Origin of the sequence: Citrobacter sp. Ca225 (assembly GCF_030337175.1) — a bacterium.
In the GTDB taxonomy this organism is placed as follows: domain Bacteria; phylum Pseudomonadota; class Gammaproteobacteria; order Enterobacterales; family Enterobacteriaceae; genus Citrobacter_A; species Citrobacter_A amalonaticus.
On record NZ_JAOWCD010000063.1, the window covers coordinates 176,909 to 199,416 of the forward strand.

19 protein-coding genes are annotated in these 22,508 nt (G+C 53.4%); 10 read left to right on the forward strand and 9 right to left on the reverse strand.

The window, feature by feature from the left end; genetic code table 11:
• Nucleotides 1–21 precede the first annotated feature (21 nt).
• The 7 genes from yhdP to csrD all read right to left on the reverse strand — a co-directional run bounded on the left by yhdP (nt 22) and on the right by csrD (nt 10,812).
• Nucleotides 22–3,822, reverse strand: a complete 3,801-nt coding sequence (gene yhdP / locus OGW13_RS09015; protein WP_044263674.1) for an AsmA2 domain-containing protein YhdP — start codon at nt 3,820–3,822, stop codon at nt 22–24.
• A 56-nt stretch (nt 3,823–3,878) separates the two neighbouring features.
• A complete protein-coding gene (gene rng, locus OGW13_RS09020) occupies nt 3,879–5,348 on the reverse strand; it encodes a ribonuclease G (protein WP_042998334.1) in 1,470 nt (489 codons plus the stop codon).
• On the reverse strand, nt 5,338–5,931 hold the full coding sequence (locus OGW13_RS09025; protein ID WP_125339373.1) for a Maf family protein: 594 nt from the start codon (nt 5,929–5,931) through the stop codon (nt 5,338–5,340). Before OGW13_RS09025 ends, rng begins: the two co-directional genes overlap by 11 nt.
• Nucleotides 5,932–5,939: 8 nt before the next feature.
• On the reverse strand, nt 5,940–6,428 hold the full coding sequence (mreD, locus tag OGW13_RS09030) for a rod shape-determining protein MreD (protein ID WP_042998336.1): 489 nt from the start codon (nt 6,426–6,428) through the stop codon (nt 5,940–5,942).
• Nucleotides 6,428–7,456 (reverse strand): rod shape-determining protein MreC, encoded by a 1,029-nt coding sequence (mreC, locus tag OGW13_RS09035; protein WP_042998337.1) that lies wholly within the window; start codon nt 7,454–7,456, stop codon nt 6,428–6,430. Before mreC ends, mreD begins: the two co-directional genes overlap by 1 nt.
• 63 nt (nt 7,457–7,519) lie before the next feature.
• On the reverse strand, nt 7,520–8,563 hold the full coding sequence (mreB, locus tag OGW13_RS09040; protein WP_000913396.1) for a rod shape-determining protein MreB: 1,044 nt from the start codon (nt 8,561–8,563) through the stop codon (nt 7,520–7,522).
• A gap of 308 nt (nt 8,564–8,871) precedes the next feature.
• Nucleotides 8,872–10,812, reverse strand: a complete 1,941-nt coding sequence (gene csrD / locus OGW13_RS09045) for an RNase E specificity factor CsrD (RefSeq protein WP_287115937.1) — start codon at nt 10,810–10,812, stop codon at nt 8,872–8,874.
• 206 nt (nt 10,813–11,018) lie between these two features.
• Here csrD and acuI point away from each other — a divergent pair, with 206 nt between their 5' ends.
• The 5 genes from acuI to accC all read left to right on the forward strand — a co-directional run bounded on the left by acuI (nt 11,019) and on the right by accC (nt 15,913).
• Nucleotides 11,019–11,993, forward strand: a complete 975-nt coding sequence (acuI, locus tag OGW13_RS09050) for an acrylyl-CoA reductase (NADPH) (protein ID WP_044255991.1) — start codon at nt 11,019–11,021, stop codon at nt 11,991–11,993.
• Between the two features lie 105 nt (nt 11,994–12,098).
• Complete coding sequence (msrP, locus tag OGW13_RS09055) at nt 12,099–13,103, forward strand: protein-methionine-sulfoxide reductase catalytic subunit MsrP (protein WP_042998340.1); 1,005 nt, start codon at nt 12,099–12,101, stop codon at nt 13,101–13,103.
• A complete protein-coding gene (gene msrQ / locus OGW13_RS09060; RefSeq protein ID WP_058587500.1) occupies nt 13,104–13,703 on the forward strand; it encodes a protein-methionine-sulfoxide reductase heme-binding subunit MsrQ in 600 nt (199 codons plus the stop codon).
• Nucleotides 13,704–14,085: 382 nt separating this feature from the next.
• Nucleotides 14,086–14,553, forward strand: coding sequence for an acetyl-CoA carboxylase biotin carboxyl carrier protein (gene accB / locus OGW13_RS09065; protein ID WP_042998342.1), 468 nt, complete (start codon nt 14,086–14,088; stop codon nt 14,551–14,553).
• A 10-nt stretch (nt 14,554–14,563) separates the two neighbouring features.
• Nucleotides 14,564–15,913 carry an acetyl-CoA carboxylase biotin carboxylase subunit gene (accC, locus tag OGW13_RS09070; RefSeq protein WP_042998343.1) on the forward strand — a complete coding sequence of 450 codons (1,350 nt, stop codon included), beginning with the start codon at nt 14,564–14,566 and terminating at the stop codon, nt 15,911–15,913.
• 92 nt (nt 15,914–16,005) lie between these two features.
• On the opposite strand, the gene OGW13_RS09075 is transcribed toward accC, so the two are convergent.
• Entirely contained in the window at nt 16,006–16,443 is a 438-nt protein-coding gene (locus tag OGW13_RS09075) for a DoxX family protein (protein WP_099433688.1), read from the reverse strand.
• A gap of 28 nt (nt 16,444–16,471) precedes the next feature.
• Entirely contained in the window at nt 16,472–17,164 is a 693-nt protein-coding gene (locus OGW13_RS09080; protein ID WP_161804588.1) for an oligogalacturonate-specific porin KdgM family protein, read from the reverse strand.
• A 579-nt stretch (nt 17,165–17,743) separates the two neighbouring features.
• On the opposite strand from OGW13_RS09080, the gene OGW13_RS09085 reads away from it, so the two are divergent.
• The 5 genes from OGW13_RS09085 (at nt 17,744) to dusB (ending at nt 22,500) form a co-directional block, all read left to right on the forward strand.
• Nucleotides 17,744–17,986: a YhdT family protein gene (locus OGW13_RS09085; protein WP_042998345.1), complete on the forward strand. Its 243-nt coding sequence runs from the start codon at nt 17,744–17,746 to the stop codon at nt 17,984–17,986.
• Complete coding sequence (panF, locus tag OGW13_RS09090; protein ID WP_287115977.1) at nt 17,976–19,427, forward strand: sodium/pantothenate symporter; 1,452 nt, start codon at nt 17,976–17,978, stop codon at nt 19,425–19,427. Before OGW13_RS09085 ends, panF begins: the two co-directional genes overlap by 11 nt.
• 11 nt (nt 19,428–19,438) lie before the next feature.
• Complete coding sequence (prmA, locus tag OGW13_RS09095) at nt 19,439–20,320, forward strand: 50S ribosomal protein L11 methyltransferase (RefSeq protein ID WP_042998347.1); 882 nt, start codon at nt 19,439–19,441, stop codon at nt 20,318–20,320.
• A 146-nt stretch (nt 20,321–20,466) separates the two neighbouring features.
• Complete coding sequence (locus OGW13_RS09100; protein ID WP_042998348.1) at nt 20,467–21,207, forward strand: carbonic anhydrase; 741 nt, start codon at nt 20,467–20,469, stop codon at nt 21,205–21,207.
• Nucleotides 21,208–21,534: 327 nt separating this feature from the next.
• Nucleotides 21,535–22,500 (forward strand): tRNA dihydrouridine synthase DusB, encoded by a 966-nt coding sequence (gene dusB, locus OGW13_RS09105; RefSeq protein ID WP_044256003.1) that lies wholly within the window; start codon nt 21,535–21,537, stop codon nt 22,498–22,500.
• Nucleotides 22,501–22,508 lie beyond the last annotated feature (8 nt).

Genomic DNA, 22,508 nt, shown 5'->3' on the forward strand with positions numbered 1-22,508 from the left:
CAATTCCTTGCCCCCGTCAAATCATTGCGAATTTTCTTTCCGCGGCTGGCGCAGGACTTCGTTGATTTGTGGTTTGTCGACCGGACCGGTGATCCGATAGCGCAGAATCGAGACTTTACTCCATAGCGGTCCTAGCACTTTACTGGCGGCAAAGACTGCCGCACCAACGATCGGGTTCACCGCAAACGCGGCGGCTACCCCCACCGTGGCGGAGATTTCCGGTGCCACCACCGCTTCAATATCCAGCTCGCGGCGCACCAGGTTGACCGACCCTTTCATGGCGATATCCGCTTCCAGCCCGTCTACCAGCGTGTCGTCCGTATGCAATATGCCGTCTTTGATCCAGGCAGTGCTGCGAATGGAGTCGAAGTAAAAACCTTCATTGAAGGTATCGCTAAAATCGAAGCGTAGTTTACGCAGCAGCGCGTCAAAGCTCAGCAAGCGCAGCAACTGTCCCGCGTGCCCGGTGCTTAGCTCGGTGATCTCCCCTTTACCCAGACGGGTGCGGATAATGCCGTTCAGCGAGGCTTCCTCCGGCTTCCACGGCGGATTGCGCCAGTGCAGATCGTAATCCACGTTGAACGACGCGTTGCGAATCGGTGTAGAGACGCCAAAGAACCCTGCCGCGGCGTCAATTTTGTTACCCCGCAGTTTTCCTTTTAAAGAGGTACGCTCGCTGCCAGGGGTGTTAACCCACTGTCCGTCCGCCGTCAGCCTGGTGAAACCGGTGTCCAGCAGACCGTTACTCAGGTTCAGAGTGTCACCCTGAATGGCCACATCCGCATCGATGCGTCCGTATTTCTGTCCCCACATCCAGCACTCTTCACAGCGTAACTGGACGTCAGGCCAGCCACGGAAACTAACGCGTTCTACGGATGCAAATGCCGATGCCGGCGTGTCGCTGTTATCCGTTTTGGCCACGGTGGGGTTGTAATAGAGGTATTTGATATTTGCCAGCCACGGTGCGTTATTGCGCATTGCCAGCGTTGCGTTGATCTCACGCCCCTGCGCCTCGACTTTAGTGCCATTCGATGCCGGTTCAGACACGAGGCTCAGGTTGTTCCACTGTTGTCCGCCCAGGGTTAACGCTGGCGTGCGCAGCGTAATGTGTTGCGGGAAGTTCGCGTTGGCACCAACGTTGTCCGCCGCACCTTTCTGGAACAGGGCCAGCCATTGTGCGCCATCCATCGCGGGCAGATTCAGCTCAATGCCTTCGCGTTCAGGCAAAGGCGGCGGCGTCCGGCTTTCCGCCGTCCAGATCGCGCGATCCAGCGTCAGCTTCTGATTTAACAGCCAGCGGCTGTTAAAATGATTTTCCTGTCCGGCGCTACCGGTCAGCGTAAAGCTGCGCAGGTCGCCCGTTGCTTTAATTTTAACGGGTAATGCCTCACCCGCGCTTTTATCCAGCGGAGAAGGTAAGTGACTGCTCACATTCCTGAGATCGCCGTTCAGCTCAACGTTGTAGGTCGTGCCGGAATGATACGGCAGGTCGATACCCACTTTACCGTCCCACGTCAGACTGCCGCTGAGCGCGTCATTAATTTGTGATGGCAGAACGCCAGTACGAGCGGGCTGCCAGTTACCGTTAAGATTCACCGCAACCTGATAGGCTTTCGTCCCTTCCGTGGTGGCGAAATCAACGTTCACTGGCTGATTAAACCAGTTCGCCGTCATCGGCTCGCTTTTCAGGTTGCCATTGGTAAAGCTGAATTTGCCGCTGAGGTTTTTCAGGGTGCTGTCGAGCGGTTTGATGAACAGGCTATTATCGCGCAGCGACACATCGCCTTTTGCGGTAACTAATTCGCCGTCCAGCGGGATATCCAGATGTAAGCGAGCATTCACATCGCCGTCGATCTGCAGTTGCTCAAGCGTGGCACCCAGCGAATCCTTCAACGGCGTGTCGTCAAAATACGGACCTACCGCCTTGCCTGGCCCCTGAATATCAGCATCAATCAGCAACTTCTCTTTGGCGTAGTCCGGGATGACCGCCGTCAGGTTCGTGGCCTTCACGCCGCCTAAATTGACGCCATCGGTTTTCATCCACAGGCCGTCATTCAGGAAATCCAGCTCGATATTCAGGTCGGTCAGCGCAGGCCAGTCCGGCTGAAAGGCAAATTTCGCATTGCGTAGTGGAACCAGCACTTCAAACTGGCCTTCGTTGTGCTTGTACGGGAACAAATGCGGATTACCGCCATACACCAGCGTCGCGTTTTCCGCTTCTCCACCCTGAATCGCACCGCTGAGATAGTCCACCAGCGCCTTGCCCATCAGATTTTCCGGGAAGTAACGCCAGGCCTGAGAGCCGTCATCAGTGCTGATACCCGCCAGAATCCCCAGCCAGGGGTCATCGCCTGTCGGCTGTAGATAGCGGAAGCCGCCACGCGCATGGACCGCTTTCGCTTTCACATCAATATTACGTCCGTCCAGCTGAAAACCGTTGTCATTCTTTAGCCAGTTCAGCGTGGCAACGCCGTCTTCAATTTCTAATGGCGCACGGAAGACCGTTTCGTAGGGCATTTTGGCCTGTTTCATCGACGCGGTCAGCGCGCCATTTTCCACACTCCCGGAGAGCGTTCCGGAGAAGTGCTCTGCCCCTGGCAACAGCTTCCACTGTTTCCACGCCAGATCGCGCCATGAGGCCTGAAAACGCGTCTTTTCCGTGGCCTGAAGCGGGATATCCAGCGCCAGGGTATCGATATTTCCGCTCGGTTGGGTGGCAAGCCAGATGTCACCCAGCTCGGGCGAAAGCTTCGACACCATCGGGCGTAGCCCCTCAAGCCCGGTCAACTCCAGATGGCTGGCGCGGATGCGCAGTTCGTCACTGCGTTTTCCGTCTGCGCCACCGACTTCCTGCTCGGGGATCCAGGCGAGCTGTAGCGCACCGCGCGGCCAGGCCTTGCCGTCCATCGTGATGCGAGTATCGGGAATAGAAAACTGCCAGCCCGGCTGTTCACGACTGATATGCGCCGTCAGATTGTCGACAGAGAGCGTATGGAGGTTATTGTCGCCTTTCCAGCTCGCGCCCCCCTGTTTCAGCCAGACATCGCCACCGGCGATCTCACCTTTGCTGATGGTCATCCAACCTTCGAGGCTAAAGCGCGCGGTCTCCAGCGCCACGTTATCCTGCATCCATTTTCCCAGCCACGGCTTCACGTCGATATCGTCGGCCTGCAACCAGACCCGACCATTATTCAGCAACCCTTCATCATCACGCAGATCCATGCGCACCTGCATGACGCCGTGCTGACCGGTCAGACTGGAGAGGCTGACTTGTCCTTCCGCGCGGTGGCGGTTTTTACCATTAACCCAGGTCAGTTGCGGAATCGCCAGTTCGGCGCGCTGACCGGATAGCGTCAGAAAGCTGATTTGACTGTCGCGGAGATCGAAGTGATCGAACTGGCGCAGGAAAAGATCGTTGATTCGGCTGGCTTCCAGACCGTCACCGCTTTCGCTGCGTTCAATCGGCGTGTTGGTACGGAAATTCAGTTGCCAGAAGGTGAGATCGCGAAATTGCCAGCGCATGTGCAGCAAACTTTGCCAGACATCCAGCGCCAGGGTAACGCGTTTTACCGAAAATTCGCCACCGTCTTTCAGTTCCGCGCGGATATCACGTGCTTCGAGAGTGGGACCAAAATTTTGCCAGTTGGCGGAGATCTGGCTAGCCTTGACCGGCAGCCCCGTCGCAGACTCAATTTTGCTGAGGATCGTCGGACGCCAACTGTCGAGATGCGGTAATGCCAGGCGCAAACCACTGACCAACAGCGCTACGACAACGACGAGCGCGGCTCCAGTGAGCAATAATATCCCCGGCAATCGCCTCACGCGTCTCTCCTTGTCTGCCTGAAAATGCGCCGCCCGTCACGCGGCACCGTATCGGTTTACATCATTACGACGTCAAACTGCTCCTGGTTATAGAGCGGTTCAATTTGTACTTTCACCTGTTTGCCGACAAAAATCTCAACTTCCGCCAGCGCGTGCGACTCTTCCCCTTTCAGGGTTTCCGCCACTGCCGGAGAAGCATAGACCAGGAAGCGGTCGGAGTCGTAGGCATGGTGCACGCGAACGATCTCACGCATGATCTCATAGCAGACAGTTTCCACCGTCTTCACCGTGCCGCGTCCGTGACAGGTCGGACATTCGTTGCACAACACATGCTCCACGCTCTCACGCGTGCGCTTGCGCGTCATCTCCACCAAACCCAACTGCGAAAAACCGTTAATGCTGGTTTTCACCCGATCTTTACTCAGCGCCTGCTCAAGCGAATGCAGTACCCGGCGACGGTGATCCTCATTATTCATGTCGATAAAATCGATAATAATGATACCGCCGAGATTACGCAGTCGCAGCTGACGGGCAATCGCCTGGGTCGCTTCAATATTAGTGTTGAAGATGGTGTCATCAAGATTACGATGACCGACAAACGCGCCGGTATTAATGTCGACGGTGGTCATCGCTTCAGTTTGATCGATAATCAGATAGCCGCCGGATTTCAGTTCCACTTTGCGCTCCAGCGCTCGCTGGATTTCATTCTCAACGTCAAAGAGATCGAAAATCGGCTGGCGTCCGCTGTAATGCTCCAGCTTGCTGGTCATTTCCGGGATGTATTCCGCAGTAAACTCCAGCAGGGCTTCATAGGTCAGACGGGAATCCACGCGAATGCGGTCTAACTGTGCATCAGCAAAATCACGCAGTACACGCTGCGCCAGCGCCAGCTCGCCATACATCTGGTAACGCGTCTGCGGGCGCTTTTTGCGCTCCATCACTTTGGTCCAGACGCGCTTTAGGTACGCGGCGTCTGACGCCAGATCGTCTTCACAAACGCCTTCTGCCGCAGTGCGGATGATAAATCCCCCCTGCTCGTCACAGTACTCAGCGACCACTTTCTTCAGGCGCTCACGCTCGGCTTCACTTTCGATACGCTGAGACACACCCACGTGCGAGGCGCCGGGCATAAAGACCAGATAACGAGACGGTAAAGTGATGTCGGTGGTCAGACGCGCGCCTTTGGTGCCCAACGGATCTTTCACCACCTGCACCATCAGATCTTGCCCCTGACGCACCAGCTCCGAAATATCGCGAACAGTAAACTGCTTCTGCTCTTCACCCGCCACGCATTCGGTGTGCGGCATAATGTCGGAAGCGTGAAGAAACGCGGCTTTATCCAGCCCAATATCTACAAAAGCCGCCTGCATACCCGGAAGTACGCGACTGACCCGACCTTTGTAGATATTGCCTACGATCCCGCGTCGCGCTTCGCGCTCAATATGAATTTCTTGCAGAATACCGCCATCAATGTACGCCACGCGTGTTTCCGATGGCGTTACGTTTACCAACAATTCAGCCGTCATGTGTATCCCTTTTCTCACGCAGTGAGTTAAAATTGCTCAGCAACTCATACGTTTCAACCAGCGGTAAGCCGACTACGGCGTGATAGCTGCCATTTATCTTCCTGACAAAACAGCCACCCCGCCCCTGAATACCGTATGCACCTGCTTTATCCATCGGTTCACCGCTGGCGATATAGTCAGCGATATCCGCATCCGTCAACGCTCTGAACGTCACCTCGGTTATCACCAGGCAGTCAAGCACATACTGGCTATCCGCCAGCGCAACGGCCGTCATCACCTGATGCGTTTGCCCGGACAATTTGCGCAACATCAGCGTCGCATGGTGTGCGTCACGTGGCTTCTCTAACACTTCCCCGTTGAGGATAACGATGGTATCCGCCCCCAGAACAGGGAGATCGCGCGGCGTCTGCGCCACGCCGGCCTGGGCTTTTTCCCGCGCCAGACGCGACACATATTGCTGTGCGCTTTCCCCTTCACCACGCGTTTCTTCGATTCCCGTAACAATACGTTCGAAAGAAACGCCTAACTGCGTGAGCAGTTCCTGACGACGCGGCGAACCGGAAGCTAAGTATAGAGATGTCATAGAAACCTTTATTGCACTGCAAATTGCTGGCGGACTTTACGCATCAGCAAGAAAAGCCACGGCCAGAGCACTCCGTTGACTACACTACTCCAGAACACTTCAGGTCTGAAAGAGACGTTGATCACTAAAAACTCTGACCAGAAAACAATAATATCCACCACCAGCGAAAGCAACATCACCACCAGTGCCTGCTGCCAGAGCGCCAGATTGCGAAAGAGCTGAAATTTCAGCGCAACCAGGTAAGCGATGATGCTCATCGACAATGCCCGCACGCCAAGCGTGGAACCACTAATGAGATCCAGTATGGCACCCATCACGAAACCTGTGCCCACATTGACGCGATGCGGCAGGGCGAGGATCCAGTAGAGTAAAATAAGCAGCACCCAGTTTGGCCGAAAGACAATGATCTCATCCGGCCAGGGCATCACTTGCAATAACAGAGCGATAAAGAACGAGAGCCAGATAACCCAGCGACCCTGGCTACGATAGCTTGCCACTACTGGCCTCCCGGCGCACGCGCTGGAGGCGGCGTCGCACCCGCTGGCGGAGCGGCAGGTGATGACGTGATACCGGTTGCTGGCGCAGGCACGGGCGACGGCGGCCCCATCATGTCCGGAGACGGCAACACTTGCGGCATCATCTGCATCAGACGTTCATTCGCCACGCGATGCACATCTTCCGGCGTCATCGGGTTGGCGCCGTTACGGTCAGCCCCCCACAGCAACAGCAGATAGCGCAGACGCTGTAAGCCCGCAGTAGGACGCGCCTGAATCACGGTGTAAGCACGTTGAGTATCCAGCTTAACGGAAGAGACCACGCCAACCGGATAGCCTTCCGGGAAACGACCGCCCAGACCAGACGTAACCAGCACATCGCCAACGCGAATATCGGTATTGGCTGGCAGGTGTTCGAGTTGCAGATCGTCGGTGCAGCCGTTACCGGCCGCGATCACCCGGATGTCGTTGCGCAACACCTGAATGGGTAAGGCATGCGTGGCATCACAAATCAGCAGGACGCGGCTGGTCAGCTTCGCCACCGCGACGACCTGACCGACAACGCCTTTGTCGCTGATTACCGGTTGGCCTTCGTAAACGCCGTTCACGCTGCCTTTGTCGATAACCACCTGGTCGCTGTAGGGATCGTTAACCGTGGAGATGACCTGCGTCACCATCTTTTGTTCATCCTGACGCAGCGGCGAACCCAGCAGCTCGCGCAGGCGCGCGTTCTCCTGTTTGTACTGCCCCAGCATCAACAGTTCACTGTTTTTCAGCAGCAGTTCCTGGCGCAGCGCCCGGTTTTCAAGCTCAAGCTGGTCGCGTGAGGCGAGCGTTTGCGAGACGCCATCAAGCAGTTCACGGGGACCATTGGAAATAAAGTAGAAAGGACTGACGGCGGTATCCATGTAGGTACGGATCTGACTGAACGTACCCAGGCGGCTGTCGGCAATAATAACGCCGAGCGCCACCAACACCGCCAGAATAAGGCGAATCTGTAGCGAGGGGCCACGGCTAAAAATTGGCTTCATAAGTTTGCGTATTCTCGTATCAGAGTCGGCAGGACAGCATAATGCTCTCCTGCCGGCACCCGATTACTCTTCGCTGAACAGGTCGCCGCCGTGCATGTCGATCATTTCCAGCGCTTTGCCGCCGCCACGCGCCACACAGGTCAGCGGGTCTTCAGCGACAACAACTGGAATACCGGTTTCTTCCATTAACAGACGATCAAGGTTACGCAACAGCGCGCCACCACCAGTGAGCACCATTCCGCGCTCGGAGATATCAGACGCCAGTTCCGGCGGGCACTGTTCCAGTGCAACCATCACCGCGCTAACGATACCGGTCAGCGGCTCCTGCAGGGCTTCCAGAATCTCGTTAGAGTTCAGGGTGAAGCCGCGAGGAACACCTTCTGCCAGGTTACGACCGCGCACTTCGATTTCGCGCACTTCGTCGCCCGGATAGGCAGAACCAATTTCATGCTTGATACGCTCTGCGGTGGCTTCACCGATCAGAGAACCGTAGTTACGGCGCACATAATTAATGATGGCTTCATCGAAGCGATCGCCGCCGATACGAACAGAAGAAGAATAGACCACACCGTTCAGGGAGATAACGGCGACTTCCGTCGTACCGCCACCGATGTCCACAACCATCGAGCCGGTTGCCTCAGAAACGGGCAGACCCGCACCGATTGCCGCCGCCATCGGCTCTTCAATCAGGAAGACTTCGCGGGCGCCAGCGCCCTGTGCGGATTCACGAATAGCACGACGCTCAACCTGAGTGGCACCAACCGGTACGCACACCAGCACACGCGGGCTTGGACGCATAAAGCTGTTGCTGTGCACTTGCTTGATGAAGTGCTGGAGCATTTTTTCAGTCACGAAGAAATCGGCAATAACGCCGTCTTTCATTGGGCGAATAGCAGCAATGTTGCCCGGCGTACGACCCAGCATCTGCTTCGCATCATGACCTACTGCAGCCACGCTTTTCGGTGAACCGGCACGATCCTGACGAATGGCCACAACGGAAGGCTCATTCAATACGATGCCTTGTCCTTTTACATAAATGAGGGTATTCGCGGTACCCAGGTCAATGGACAAGTCATTGGAAAACATGCCACGAAATTTTTTCAACATACTAAGGGATAATCCTGAAAGCTGGGGCGGAAAACAAAATCCGCTTACTTTACCAACCACACGCAGCAGCGACAAGGCGCAAAAATCATCTGCTACGGTGAAAATTAGTGCAGTTCGTTTCCTTTGTTACAAATCTCTACCTGAGTCCCTCAGGGCTGAGTACTTCAGCAGCAATCCTCGCCCTCATTTGCAACCGGTTTAAGGTCATTCACCTGCATATGTGCTGTTACAAAATGGCGAGCAGACAAGCACACCCCCATGAAGGCACAGCGCGCGTTATTCTACGTGAAAACTGAACAAACGGCAGGTTAAACCGAGTATCTTTGAGAATATTTTTTCACATTGGTATCCAGCGGCTGGGAGGCAGCAAAAAAATCCCCCTGTCCACCGGAAACACCACGCGCTGTCAGCGTCTGCCACTCACCGCGCGAACGTACACCCGTTGCGTAAACCTGGGTGCTGGTGCCTGAGCACGCCTCCACCAAGCTTTGAACCAGCAACTGGTTTTCCGTTCGCTTCTCAATGTTCCTGACCAGACTCGGATGGAGCTTGATCAATTCCACATTGAGTTCCTTAATCCAGCTGGTACTCACCAGCGTTAAACCCGCCTGCGTGACGGCAACCCGAACGCCTAATGCATTCACTAAGCGGATAACGGGCTGCAACCGGCTGATGTGTTGACCTACATCCGCCTCCGCAAGTTCAATAATTATGCGTTTTCGTTGCGATTTTTCACACTGCATCAAGGTATCGCGTAACCAACGCTGAAAACGTGGACGAATCAGCGACTCTACCGTCACCTGCATCGCCAGATTCTCTTCCGACCAGTAGTTTAACAGCGGAATGACGCGGCTTATTTGTAAGCGGTCATACTCTTCTGATAAACCGAACTGTAAAACCATCGGCATGTATTCCGCCGTGCTGACCTCTTCATTACCATCAAAGATGCGGCACATCAGTTCCCGATGATGCACATGTCCGTCCCGGGTGACGGCCGGTTTCTGATAAATTCGCGGGCCGCCGCGGCTGAGCATCTGCTCAATCAGCGTTCGCCAGCGCACGTTGCCACGCCCTTTTTCCGGCAGCGAGTCGTCATATACCGCCCAGCTATTTCCGCCCTGCAACACGGCATTGCGGGTCGCCGCCTCTGCATGCTCCATCACCTGTTCCGTCGACTGCCCGCTACGCCAGGCGCAAATGCCGATATGTACCATATCGTCACGATCGAGCATTTTATTAGTCGGAAGTGCATCGACTGCTTTTAAAAGTTGTCCGGCTACGCTTTCCGCCTCTTTCAAAGTGCGGTGCGGCAGCAAAACGGCAAAGTCGCTGCGATGGTAGCGCGCCAGTAGCGACCCCGGAAAACGCATCATAAAAGTGGACAATAAATTGATCAGACTAAACAGCTCTTCTTCGGCGAGGTTACGCCCCCAACTGTCGCGCAACAGGTTAAAGTCCGGCAGGCGAATCATCATCACCACGCCATGCGCGCCGATCTTCTCCTGATCGTCCAGCAACGTCGCCAGTTGGTTGTCAAAAAAGAGCCGATTGCTGAGGCCGGTTTTGGTGTCCTGCGCGGCGTAAGAGCGAATCAGCGTATCGAGACGGCTCCGCTGCTCCTGGGCGCTCTGGATTTCGGACAACAGCATATCCAGCGCGCTACTGGTGCGCGCCGGCCATTCATAGACCGTACCCCGTACACTGGCTCCCCGTTCTCCATTCAAAATTCGCGTCGAACGCATCTCCAGCAGTTCCTGACCGGAAAGTTGACGCTGTAGCCAACGTACCGACAGAAACAGCATCAGTACAATAAAACCAATGGCCAGCGTGAGCGGTGCCGTCGTCATCAGTGAATGAAAATAGTTACCCATCGGATCCTGATAGACCAGATCCATCGTCATTCCCGGGTGCTTCATCAGCGGAACCGAGAGCTCGCGAAAGAGATTACTGGTGCCAACCGGGCGATAGCTACTGTTACGGGTTTGGCTATAAATGACCTTTTCACCCTGCAGCAGATCGACGCGTACGACGTCGGCAGACACCATCAGTTCGTCAATTTGCGATGTTAACTGTTTGAAATCGCGTGAAACAAGATGCGTGTCAATGGCTGTCGCCACCGCCTGGACACGATGGGCCATCTTGTACTGGATGGCGTTGTAAAAGCTCAGCGAGCAGCCGATCAGGGTGACAAAGATCGTTAACCCGGTGAGCAGCGTGACAAAAGCTGAGAATTTCGTCGTTAATCGCATCCTTGAGTTAACTCCGACGGTTGAATTGCGACACGAAACTGCTTAACCAAACGCAAAATTCGTCCGGTTGCGCAAAGAGTGAGTGCATACTACCAAATCAGGTGTATCTGGCAATTTATTGCGTTGCATCGGATTCACGTTTCAATTAGCGAGTATAGTCTTCAGACGTCATTTTCCAATCCACCATGCAGAATTGAGGACAGGTTATGCAGGCTTTGATCTTAGAACAGCAGGACGGTAAAACCCTTGCTTCCGTGCAGACTCTTGAAGAAAGTCGGCTGCCGGAAGGCGATGTCACAGTGGATGTCCACTGGTCCAGTCTGAACTATAAAGATGCGCTCGCCATCACCGGAAAAGGAAAAATCATCCGCAACTTTCCGATGATTCCTGGCATTGATTTCGCTGGCACCGTTCGGACCAGCGAAGATCCTCGTTTTCATGCGGGGCAGGAGGTGTTGCTGACCGGTTGGGGCGTTGGCGAAAATCATTGGGGTGGCCTGGCAGAACAGGCACGCGTGAAAGCGGACTGGCTGGTTGCGCTGCCAAAAGGGCTGGACAGCCGTAAAGCGATGGTGATCGGCACTGCCGGGTTTACTGCCATGCTGTGCGTGATGGCGCTTGAAGAGGCGGGCATTCGTCCGCAAGACGGTGAAATCGTGGTCACCGGCGCCAGCGGCGGTGTCGGCAGTACCGCGGTCGCGCTGCTGCATAAACTGGGCTATCAGGTTGTTGCGGTGTCCGGACGTGAAAGCACCCATGATTATCTCCGCCAGTTGGGCGCAAGCCGTATTCTGGGTCGTGATGAGTTCGCCGAATCCCGTCCACTGGAAAAACAACTGTGGGCCGGGGCAATTGATACCGTGGGTGATAAAGTGCTGGCGAAAGTGCTTGCGCAAATGAACTACGGGGGCTGTGTCGCCGCCTGTGGTCTGGCGGGCGGTTTTGCCCTGCCAACGACAGTGATGCCGTTTATTTTGCGCAACGTTCGTCTGCAAGGGGTGGATTCTGTGATGACGCCACCGGCGCGCCGTGCTCAGGCCTGGCAGCGTCTGGTGAATGACTTACCGGAATCATTCTATGCACAGGCAGCAACGGAAATTTCGCTGGCTGAGGCGCCGAAGTTCGCCGATGCCATCATTAATAACCAGGTACAAGGCCGTACGCTGGTTAAAGTGAAGTAAACACAAACGCCGTAGAAATTTACACTTAATTAACGAAATTTCGCTGCGCACTGACAGACTCCCTGCCATAGTAACTACGCATTATATGTACGCCTGGAGTCTGTTATGAAGAAATTACGTCCACTCAAAGAAGCCGATGTCACTGCCGAATCGGCTTTCTTTATGCATCGCCGCCAGGTGCTGAAAGCGCTGGGGATCGGGGCTGCCACGCTGTCGCTGCCGATATCCGCGCAGGCGGATCTGTTGAGCTGGTTCAAAGGCAACGATCGTCCACCCGCGCCCGCCGGCAAACCGCTGGAATTCAGCAAACCCGCCGCATGGCAAAACACGCTGCCTTTAACGCCAGAAGATAAAGTCACTGGCTACAACAACTTCTACGAGTTTGGTCTGGATAAGGCCGATCCTGCCGCCAATGCGGGCAGCATGAAAACCGATCCCTGGACGTTGAAAATCAGTGGTGAAGTGGCTAAACCATTAACCCTGGATCACGATGCGCTCACCACACGCTTTCCTTTAGAGGAGAGGATTTACCGGATGCGCTGTGTTGAAGCCTGGTCGATGGTGGTGCCGTGGATTGGCTTTCCTTTACATAAGCTGCTGGCGCTCGTCGAACCCACCAGCAATGCAAAATATGTCGCGTTCGAGACGCTTTATGCGCCGGACGACATGCCGGGACAAAAAGATCGCTTCATTGGCGGCGGTTTGAAATATCCTTATGTCGAAGGACTGCGCCTGGACGAGGCAATGCATCCCCTGACGCTGCTGACCGTTGGTGTATACGGTAAAGCATTACCGCCGCAAAACGGCGCGCCTGTACGCCTGACAGTGCCGTGGAAATATGGCTTTAAAGGCATTAAATCGATCGTCAGCATTAAACTGACCCGCGAGCGGCCCCCCACCACCTGGAATCTTGCCGCTGCCGATGAGTACGGTTTTTACGCTAATGTGAATCCGCATGTTGATCACCCGCGCTGGTCGCAGGCAACGGAACGATTTATCGGCGCAGGCGGGATTCTGGATGTCCAACGGCAACCCACCCTACTGTTTAACGGCTATGCCGATGAAGTGGCCTCGCTGTATCGCGGCCTGAATTTGCGGGAGAATTTCTAAGTGCGGCTGAGTGCAAAACAGATTATCTGGCTGAAAGTGGCGCTTCATCTGGCGGGATTGCTACCATTTCTCTGGCTGTTCTGGGCCATTAACAACGGCGGGCTCAGCGCCGATCCGGTAAAGGACATCCAGCACTTTACCGGTAGGACAGCTCTGAAATTTTTGCTCGCTGCCTTACTGGTCACGCCGCTCGCACGCTACGCTAAACAGCCATTATTGATACGCACCCGTCGTCTGCTGGGGTTATGGTGTTTCGCCTGGGCTACGCTGCATCTGACCAGTTACGCGCTGCTAGAGTTAGGTATCCATAATCTCGGATTGTTGGGACGAGAACTGATTACGCGCCCGTATTTAACGCTTGGGATCATCAGTTGGCTCATCCTGCTCGCGCTGACGCTAACATCAACACAGGCAGCACAACGAAAATTGGGTAAGCGCTGGCAATTTTTGCACAACTTCGTCTATCTGGTGGCGATCCTCGCGCCGATACATTATCTGTGGTCGGTGAAGATTTTGTCACCTCAACCCATCATTTATGCTCTGCTCGCACTGCTGCTTTTGGCCTGCCGTTACAAGAAGTTCCGCCAGTGGTGGCGCTAGTTCGGCGAACTGTGCAGTCGGTTACAAAATGCAGAGACTCGGATGTTATTTGTGTGTTAGCGGTTGATTATCTTCCCTGATAAGACCAGTATTTAGCTGCCAATTGCTACGAAATCATTATAATGTGCGACCTTGGCTCCCTGGACAGCGTTTTTAGACCGCTGAAAAGGTGACAATCGAGCATTGAAGGTATATTTTGTTTTTTGCCGGAGGATTGCAGCAAATCGCTGCATGTTAACCGACAAGTCTCACATGAATCGTTGAGGCGGAATATACCGGCGTCCTGGCAGGCGCAAGCCGTTTTGCCATCGGGACTCACGCTTTACAGACAGCGCTTAATGCCTGTCACAATCACACTAAACAAAGAGTACGGAACCCACTCATGGATATTCGTAAGATTAAAAAACTGATCGAGCTGGTTGAAGAATCAGGCATCTCCGAACTGGAAATTTCTGAAGGCGAAGAGTCTGTACGCATCAGCCGCGCAGCGCCAGCAGGTAGCTTCCCGGTGATGCAACAAGCCTACGCTGCACCAATGATGCAGCAGCAACCTGCTCTGTCTAACGCAGTTGCTCCGGCAGCAGAAGCGCCGGCAGCCGCCGCAGCAGAAATCAGTGGTCACATCGTACGTTCCCCAATGGTTGGTACTTTCTACCGCACCCCGAGCCCGGACGCTAAAGCGTTCATCGAAGTGGGTCAGAAAGTCAATGTAGGCGATACCCTGTGCATCGTTGAAGCCATGAAAATGATGAACCAGATCGAAGCGGACAAATCAGGTACCGTGAAAGCTATCCTGGTCGAAAGTGGTCAACCGGTAGAATTTGACGAGCCGCTGGTCGTCATCGAGTAACGAGGCGAACATGCTGGATAAAATTGTTATCGCCAACCGCGGCGAGATTGCATTGCGAATTCTTCGTGCCTGTAAAGAACTGGGTATCAAGACTGTCGCTGTGCACTCAAGCGCGGATCGCGATTTAAAACACGTATTGCTGGCGGATGAGACGGTTTGTATTGGTCCGGCTCCGTCCGTAAAAAGCTATCTGAACATCCCGGCTATCATCAGCGCCGCTGAAATCACTGGCGCGGTAGCGATTCACCCGGGTTATGGCTTTCTCTCTGAGAACGCCAACTTTGCTGAGCAGGTTGAACGCTCTGGCTTTATCTTCATCGGCCCGAAAGCGGACACCATCCGTCTGATGGGTGACAAAGTATCGGCGATCACCGCGATGAAGAAAGCTGGCGTCCCGACCGTACCGGGTTCTGACGGCCCGCTGACCGACGATATGGATGCGAACCGTGCCCATGCAAAACGCATCGGCTATCCGGTTATCATCAAGGCGTCCGGCGGCGGCGGCGGTCGCGGTATGCGCGTAGTACGCGGCGATGCCGAACTGGCGCAATCCATCTCCATGACCAAAGCGGAAGCGAAAGCAGCTTTCAGCAACGACATGGTTTATATGGAGAAATACCTCGAGAACCCACGCCACATCGAAATTCAGGTGCTGGCAGACGGTCAGGGTAACGCGATTTATCTGGCGGAACGTGACTGCTCTATGCAGCGTCGTCACCAGAAAGTCGTCGAAGAAGCACCGGCACCGGGTATTACCCCAGAACTGCGTCGCTTCATTGGCGAGCGTTGCGCGAAAGCCTGTGTGGATATCGGCTATCGCGGCGCGGGCACCTTTGAGTTCCTGTTCGAAAACGGCGAGTTCTACTTCATTGAAATGAACACCCGTATTCAGGTTGAACACCCGGTTACCGAAATGATCACCGGTGTTGACCTGATCAAAGAGCAGTTGCGTATTGCTGCTGGCCAGCCGCTGTCGATCAAGCAAGAAGAGGTGCAGGTCAAAGGTCACGCGGTGGAATGCCGTATCAATGCTGAAGACCCGAACACCTTCCTGCCGAGCCCGGGTAAAATCACCCGCTTCCACGCGCCAGGCGGTTTTGGCGTGCGCTGGGAGTCGCATATCTATGCCGGTTACACCGTACCGCCATACTATGACTCCATGATCGGCAAGCTTATCTGCTACGGCGAAACCCGTGATGTGGCGATTGCCCGCATGAAAAACGCGCTGCAGGAACTGATCATCGACGGTATTAAAACCAACGTTGATCTGCAGACGCGCATCATGAACGACGAGCACTTCCAGCAAGGTGGTACTAACATCCACTATCTGGAGAAAAAGCTCGGCCTCACTGAGAAGTAATTCTCGGTGCACAGCAAAATGGGCTCGGAAGAGCCCATTTTTTTACACCGATTTATCTTCTTCTAAGGCCCGAATTTTCGGGCCTTCTCTTTTTACCGGCGAGAAGAAAATTCAGACATTACGGAATATTTTCCACCACCCAGAAAGAGCATACAAAACCCGCCACACAGATATATAGCCTGTAACTCCAGGGCCCACGCTCCCTGAGACGTCAGAGCCAATACTTTCCCGTCCATCACCAGATACGTCGCAAACAGCATTGTGAAGGTAAAAATTGCCGCCGCATAACGTGTCATGACGCCGAGAATCAGCATTAACGGCGCGACGATTTCGCCGATGAACGATCCCCACGCGATAAAAGCCGGCAAATGGTGAGATTCCAGCAGGAACACGACTGCGCCAAGTCCGTGTTTCGCTTTCGCTACGCCATGAAATAGCATGAGTCCGCCAAAAACCACCCGCAGTATTAATTTTGCCGCATCCGGGTTATTAGTATATCGATGAAATACTTCATTCCATTGTTTTAACATTCTGTGCAACTCCATTTCATCCCTTGCTTTAATAGGTATACTGGAAACCTATCCGGAAACGTGTTTGCCTGTCGTCTTGCAGTCTGTTAACGGAGACATTGCCAATCTCAATATAAGGTGCCCAGTTTTTGGTGACAGAGTAGGCGACCTTCATGTCATGCTCATAGTCAGTGTGACTTTCATTATAAATATCGGTATTGGCATGTAAGTAAACAAAGTTGTATTCAAACTTCCAGTCACCGGTCTTATAGCCAAGCCACGCGTCATAACGCCCAGTTGCTTTATTATTCAGGTCTTCATTATCCTGCAAGGTGTAATCATAACGATAGCGCAGGTTCAGATAAAAACCATTACCCAGTACGGTCCCGAGTAACAGGTTAGGTTTATAGATGGTATTACCCGAATTACTATCAATATTAAAAGCAGGGATCAGATACATTTTGGGATTAAGGATAAAGCGATAGCTGATAGTGGCTTCACTACCGTTATTATCTAATTCATTAAAAGGCTCATTTGCATCGTCACCACTTGATTTATAACGGGTCTCGACAGAGAAACCGAATTGGTTATCAAACCGATGCGCAAAATAGATACGATCTTTATTAATTTTTCCATCATCGAAGTAGTCGTGACGTAAATCGATAACAGATTCAGCGGCCAGGACATTGCAGCTAACCAGTATTGCCACCGCACTAATAGTCATTCTCTTATTTAATTTCATATTAAAGTCCATGTATGAACGCAAAAAAAGACCTTTCCGTCTCTGACAGAATTAAGAAAAGGCATTGCCACTGAGAATCTCGCTACTCAGAAAACCCGATAACAGGTTCAGCGCCGGTTAAGAATATTATTGTTATATCACCCTGTAAATTGCAGTCATTAATAAAATATGAGATCTGGCGAGCAAAATAAGAGGCATAAGAAAACATCCATATAAATAGCCATTGAGAAAAAACAGCGCATTCATCGACTTTATATAGTCGTCACAGCTTATTACGTCATTAATTAATAACATACCGTTAGTCGCCTTATTATTAATTAATAACGGAGGAGCTATCTATTTTAGGTACTTTGCCCAATAAAAACGAGAGTAATCAATATTATTATCTAAAACAAAAATGGAAAAATAAAAATAGAATACGTTGATTTTCAGAACAGTTCGTTTTGATTAATTGATCGTGATTATTTTGTCTCCTCACCCCACAGGGGCAAGATCGTTCTTCAGCCGCCACCTTTCTCTCCCCCCTGACCTGCGGCTTAAGGTACAATCCCCGCTTTCTTTTTCAACAAGGGACAAAAAATGGACAAACGTTTTGTTCAGGCCAATAAAGAAGCGCGTTGGGCGCTATGGCTGACCCTTCTCTATCTGGCTGCCTGGCTCGCCGCAGCTTACATTCCAGGGGTGACGCCGGGCATAACCGGGTTGCCGCACTGGTTTGAAATGGCTTGTCTGCTAACACCGCTGATCTTCATTTTGCTGTGCTGGGCCATGGTGAAATTTATCTATCGTGACATTCCCCTGGAGGATGATGATGCAGCTTGAAGTCATTCTGCCGCTGGTTGCCTATCTGGTTGTTGTGTTCGGTCTTTCTGTTTATGCCATGCGTAAACGGCAGACCGGCACCTTCCTGAATGAATATTTTCTGGGTAGCCGTTCCATGGGGGGGATCGTCCTGGCGATGACCCTGACCGCGACATACATCAGCGCCAGCTCATTTATTGGTGGACCTGGTGCGGCCTATAAATACGGACTGGGATGGGTGTTGCTGGCGATGATTCAGCTTCCCGCCGTCTGGCTTTCGCTGGGGATACTCGGCAAGAAATTCGCCATCCTTGCCCGTCGCTATAATGCCGTCACCCTCAACGACATGCTGTTTGCCCGCTACCAGAATCGCCTGCTGGTGTGGCTGGCGAGCCTCAGCCTGCTCGTGGCGTTTGTCGGTGCCATGACCGTGCAGTTCATCGGCGGCGCACGCCTGCTGGAAACGGCGGCGGGTATTCCCTATGAAACAGGCCTGCTGATTTTCGGTATCAGTATCGCGCTGTATACCGCGTTCGGCGGCTTTCGTGCCAGCGTACTTAACGACACAATGCAGGGACTGGTGATGCTGATTGGCACCATCGTGCTGCTGGTCGGTATCGTGCATGCGGCCGGTGGCCTGAGCCATGCCGTAGAGACCTTAAACACCATCGACCCAAAACTGGTTTCACCGCAGGGCGCCGATGACATTCTGTCTCCGACCTTTATGACCTCATTCTGGGTACTGGTCTGTTTTGGTGTGATCGGTCTGCCGCATACGGCGGTGCGCTGCATCTCCTACAAAGACAGCAAAGCGGTACACCGCGGGATAATCATCGGTACCATCGTGGTGGCGATCCTGATGTTTGGTATGCATCTTGCCGGCGCGCTGGGTCGTGCGGTTATCCCTGACCTGACGGTGCCGGATCTGGTGATCCCCACGCTGATGGTCAAAGTGCTGCCGCCTTTCGCCGCCGGGATCTTCCTTGCCGCGCCAATGGCGGCCATTATGTCGACGATCAACGCCCAGTTGCTGCAAAGTTCCGCTACGATCATTAAAGATCTCTATCTTAATTTTCGCCCGGAACAGTTGCAGAACGAGACGCGGTTGAAACGAATATCGGCGATGATCACCCTCATCTTAGGCGCGCTGCTCTTACTTGCCGCCTGGAAACCGCCAGAGATGATCATCTGGCTGAATCTGCTGGCGTTTGGCGGTCTGGAAGCCGTGTTCTTGTGGCCGCTGGTGCTTGGCCTTTACTGGGAGCGCGCGAATGCGACCGGAGCGCTGAGTGCGATGATTGTCGGCGGCGTGCTGTATGCGATTCTCGCCACCTTTAACGTTCAGTACCTGGGCTTCCATCCGATTGTGCCCTCGTTGCTGCTAAGTTTGCTGGCTTTCCTGGTCGGAAACCGTTTCGGTTCTCCTGCCCCGCAAGCCGCTGTATTGACTACTGATAAATAAAGAGTTTTGCCATGCCATGGATCCAATTAAAACTGAACACGACGGGCGCTAACGCGGAAGCATTGAGCGATGCCCTGATGGAAGCGGGTTCCGTTTCCATCACCTTCCAGGACACGCACGACACGCCGGTTTTTGAGCCATTGCCGGGCGAAACACGCCTGTGGGGCGACACCGACGTTATCGGTCTGTTTGATGCCGAAACCGACATGAAAGAAGTCGTCGCCATCCTGGAACACCATCCGCTGCTGGGCGTCGGGTTCGCGCATAAAATTGAACAACTGGAAGATAAGGACTGGGAACGCGAGTGGATGGATAACTTCCACCCCATGCGTTTTGGCGAACGCCTGTGGATCTGCCCAAGCTGGCGCGACGTGCCGGATGAAAATGCCGTCAACGTAATGCTCGACCCCGGTCTGGCGTTTGGTACCGGCACTCATCCCACCACCTCACTGTGCCTGCAGTGGCTCGACAGTCTCGATTTAACCGGTAAGACCGTTATCGACTTTGGTTGCGGTTCCGGCATCCTCGCAATTGCCGCACTGAAACTGGGCGCCGCAAAAGCGATCGGTATCGATATTGATCCGCAGGCGATTCAGGCCAGCCGTGATAACGCCCAGCGTAATGGCGTATCAGAACGTCTTGAACTCTACCTGCCACAGGATCAGCCAGACGCCATGAAAGCCGACGTAGTGGTCGCCAACATTCTGGCAGGCCCATTACGCGAGCTGGCACCGTTAATCAGCGTCCTGCCCGTTACAGGCGGTCTGCTGGGCCTTTCCGGTATCCTTGCCAGCCAGGCGGAAAGTGTTTGTGAAGCTTATGCCGATCTCTTCGCTCTCGATCCGGTGGTGGAGAAAGAAGAGTGGTGTCGAATCACGGGCCGTAAGAAGTAACCCTGTCTCCCGCGCGTGGCCGTACTACCGGCCACGTTTTTCAGCATTTCGCCCGCTCCTTCCTCTTCCTCTCATACGGTAAAATAGACGCGTAACTCATTGAAGTTGCAAATATAAAAATCTATTTTATTCATTGGAAGAATTTCATGAACCCTTTTTTGAGCAAGGCAACTCTTCTCGCGTTAAGCATCATGTCATCCACCGCAATGGCGTCACACTGGAGCTATGAGGGTGAAGGATCCCCGGAACACTGGGGCGCACTCAGTGAAGAGTATAAAACCTGTCAGACCGGGATGAATCAGTCCCCAATAAACATCGACCAGTCGGCAAATGCCCACCTGAAGCCCCTGAAAACCCACTACACTGAGGGCCCCATTACTCTCATTAACAACGGTCACACAATCCAGGCCGCGTTAAAGAGCGCAACGGCTGATACCATCACGATTGACGGGACTCCGTTTACATTGCAGCAATTCCACTTTCATGCCCCAAGCGAAAATACGGTTCACGGTAAACATTACGCGATGGAAATGCATCTTGTGCACAAAGACGCAAATGGTGCTATCGCCGTTGTTGCGGTCATGTTTGATAAAGGGGCGGCAAACACTGAGCTGGACAAACTGTGGGCGACTATGCCTGAACAAACCGGGCAGGACGCTAACGTCACCTCACAAATGGATCTGAATGCCCTGCTGCCGAAAAACAAACGCTTTTGGCGTTTCAGCGGTTCACTGACCACACCGCCCTGCTCTGAAGGGGTAACCTGGATTGTCATGAAGCACCCTCTGACGCTGTCCGCCGCGCAGTTAGAAAAATTCAGCCATACGATGCATCATGACAATAATCGTCCGCCCCAACCGCTGAACGGTCGTGTCGTGGTCGAGTGATGACCGATGCGTTGCGCAATCATCTGCTGAAATGAGAGCGATGTCACATTAACTCAAGATAATCTGCTGATTAATTCAGCAGATTATCTTGCAAGCCCGCGCAGATTCGAAGAAAAAATGAGAAGTTACGCAAAATTATAAGCGTACAGAATTTCGTCACGCTTTTGTAATGCAATGATTTGTATGGCTAATTATTTTATGGCGTTGACGTTAACGGCGATTCTTTGATCCACCGCAGAGGATTGGTCAAAGTTTGGCCTTTCATCTCGTGCAAAAAATGCGTAATATACGCCGCCTTGCAGTCACAGTATGGTCATTTCTTAACTCATGCGCATCGGACAATACCAGCTTAGAAATCGCCTGATCGCAGCGCCCATGGCTGGCATCACTGACAGACCTTTTCGGACGCTGTGTTATGAGATGGGAGCCGGATTGACCGTATCCGAGATGATGTCGTCTAACCCGCAGGTTTGGGAAAGCGACAAATCCCGTTTACGGATGGTGCACGTTGATGAGCCAGGAATTCGCACGGTGCAAATTGCCGGTAGCGACCCTGTTGAGATGGCCGATGCCGCACGGATTAACGTGGAAAGCGGCGCCCAGATTATTGATATCAATATGGGGTGTCCGGCTAAAAAAGTGAATCGCAAGCTCGCAGGTTCAGCCCTCTTGCAGTACCCGGATTTAGTGAAGTCGATACTAACCGGGGTGGTTAATGCAGTGGACGTTCCTGTGACCCTGAAGATTCGCACCGGCTGGGCTCCGGAACACCGTAACTGCGTAGAGATTGCCCAACTGGCTGAAGACTGTGGCATTCAGGCTCTGACCATTCATGGACGCACCCGCGCCTGTTTGTTCAATGGAGACGCTGAGTACGACAGTATTCGGGCAGTTAAGCAGAAAGTTTCCATTCCGATTATCGCGAATGGTGACATTACTGACCCGCTTAAAGCCAGAGCTGTGCTTGACTATACGGGGGCTGATGCCCTGATGATAGGCCGCGCAGCTCAGGGAAGACCCTGGATCTTTCGGGAAATCCAGCATTATCTGGACACTGGGGAGTTGCTATCCCCCCTGCCTCTGGCAGAGGTTAAGCACTTGCTTTGTGCGCATGTTCGGGAACTGCATGACTTTTATGGCCAGGCAAAAGGGTACCGAATCGCGCGTAAACACGTCTCCTGGTATCTCCAGGAGCACGCTCCAAATGACCAGTTTCGGCGCACATTCAACGCCATTGAGGATGCCAGCGAACAGCTGGAGGCGTTGGAGGCATACTTCGAAAATTTTGCGTAAACAGAAAT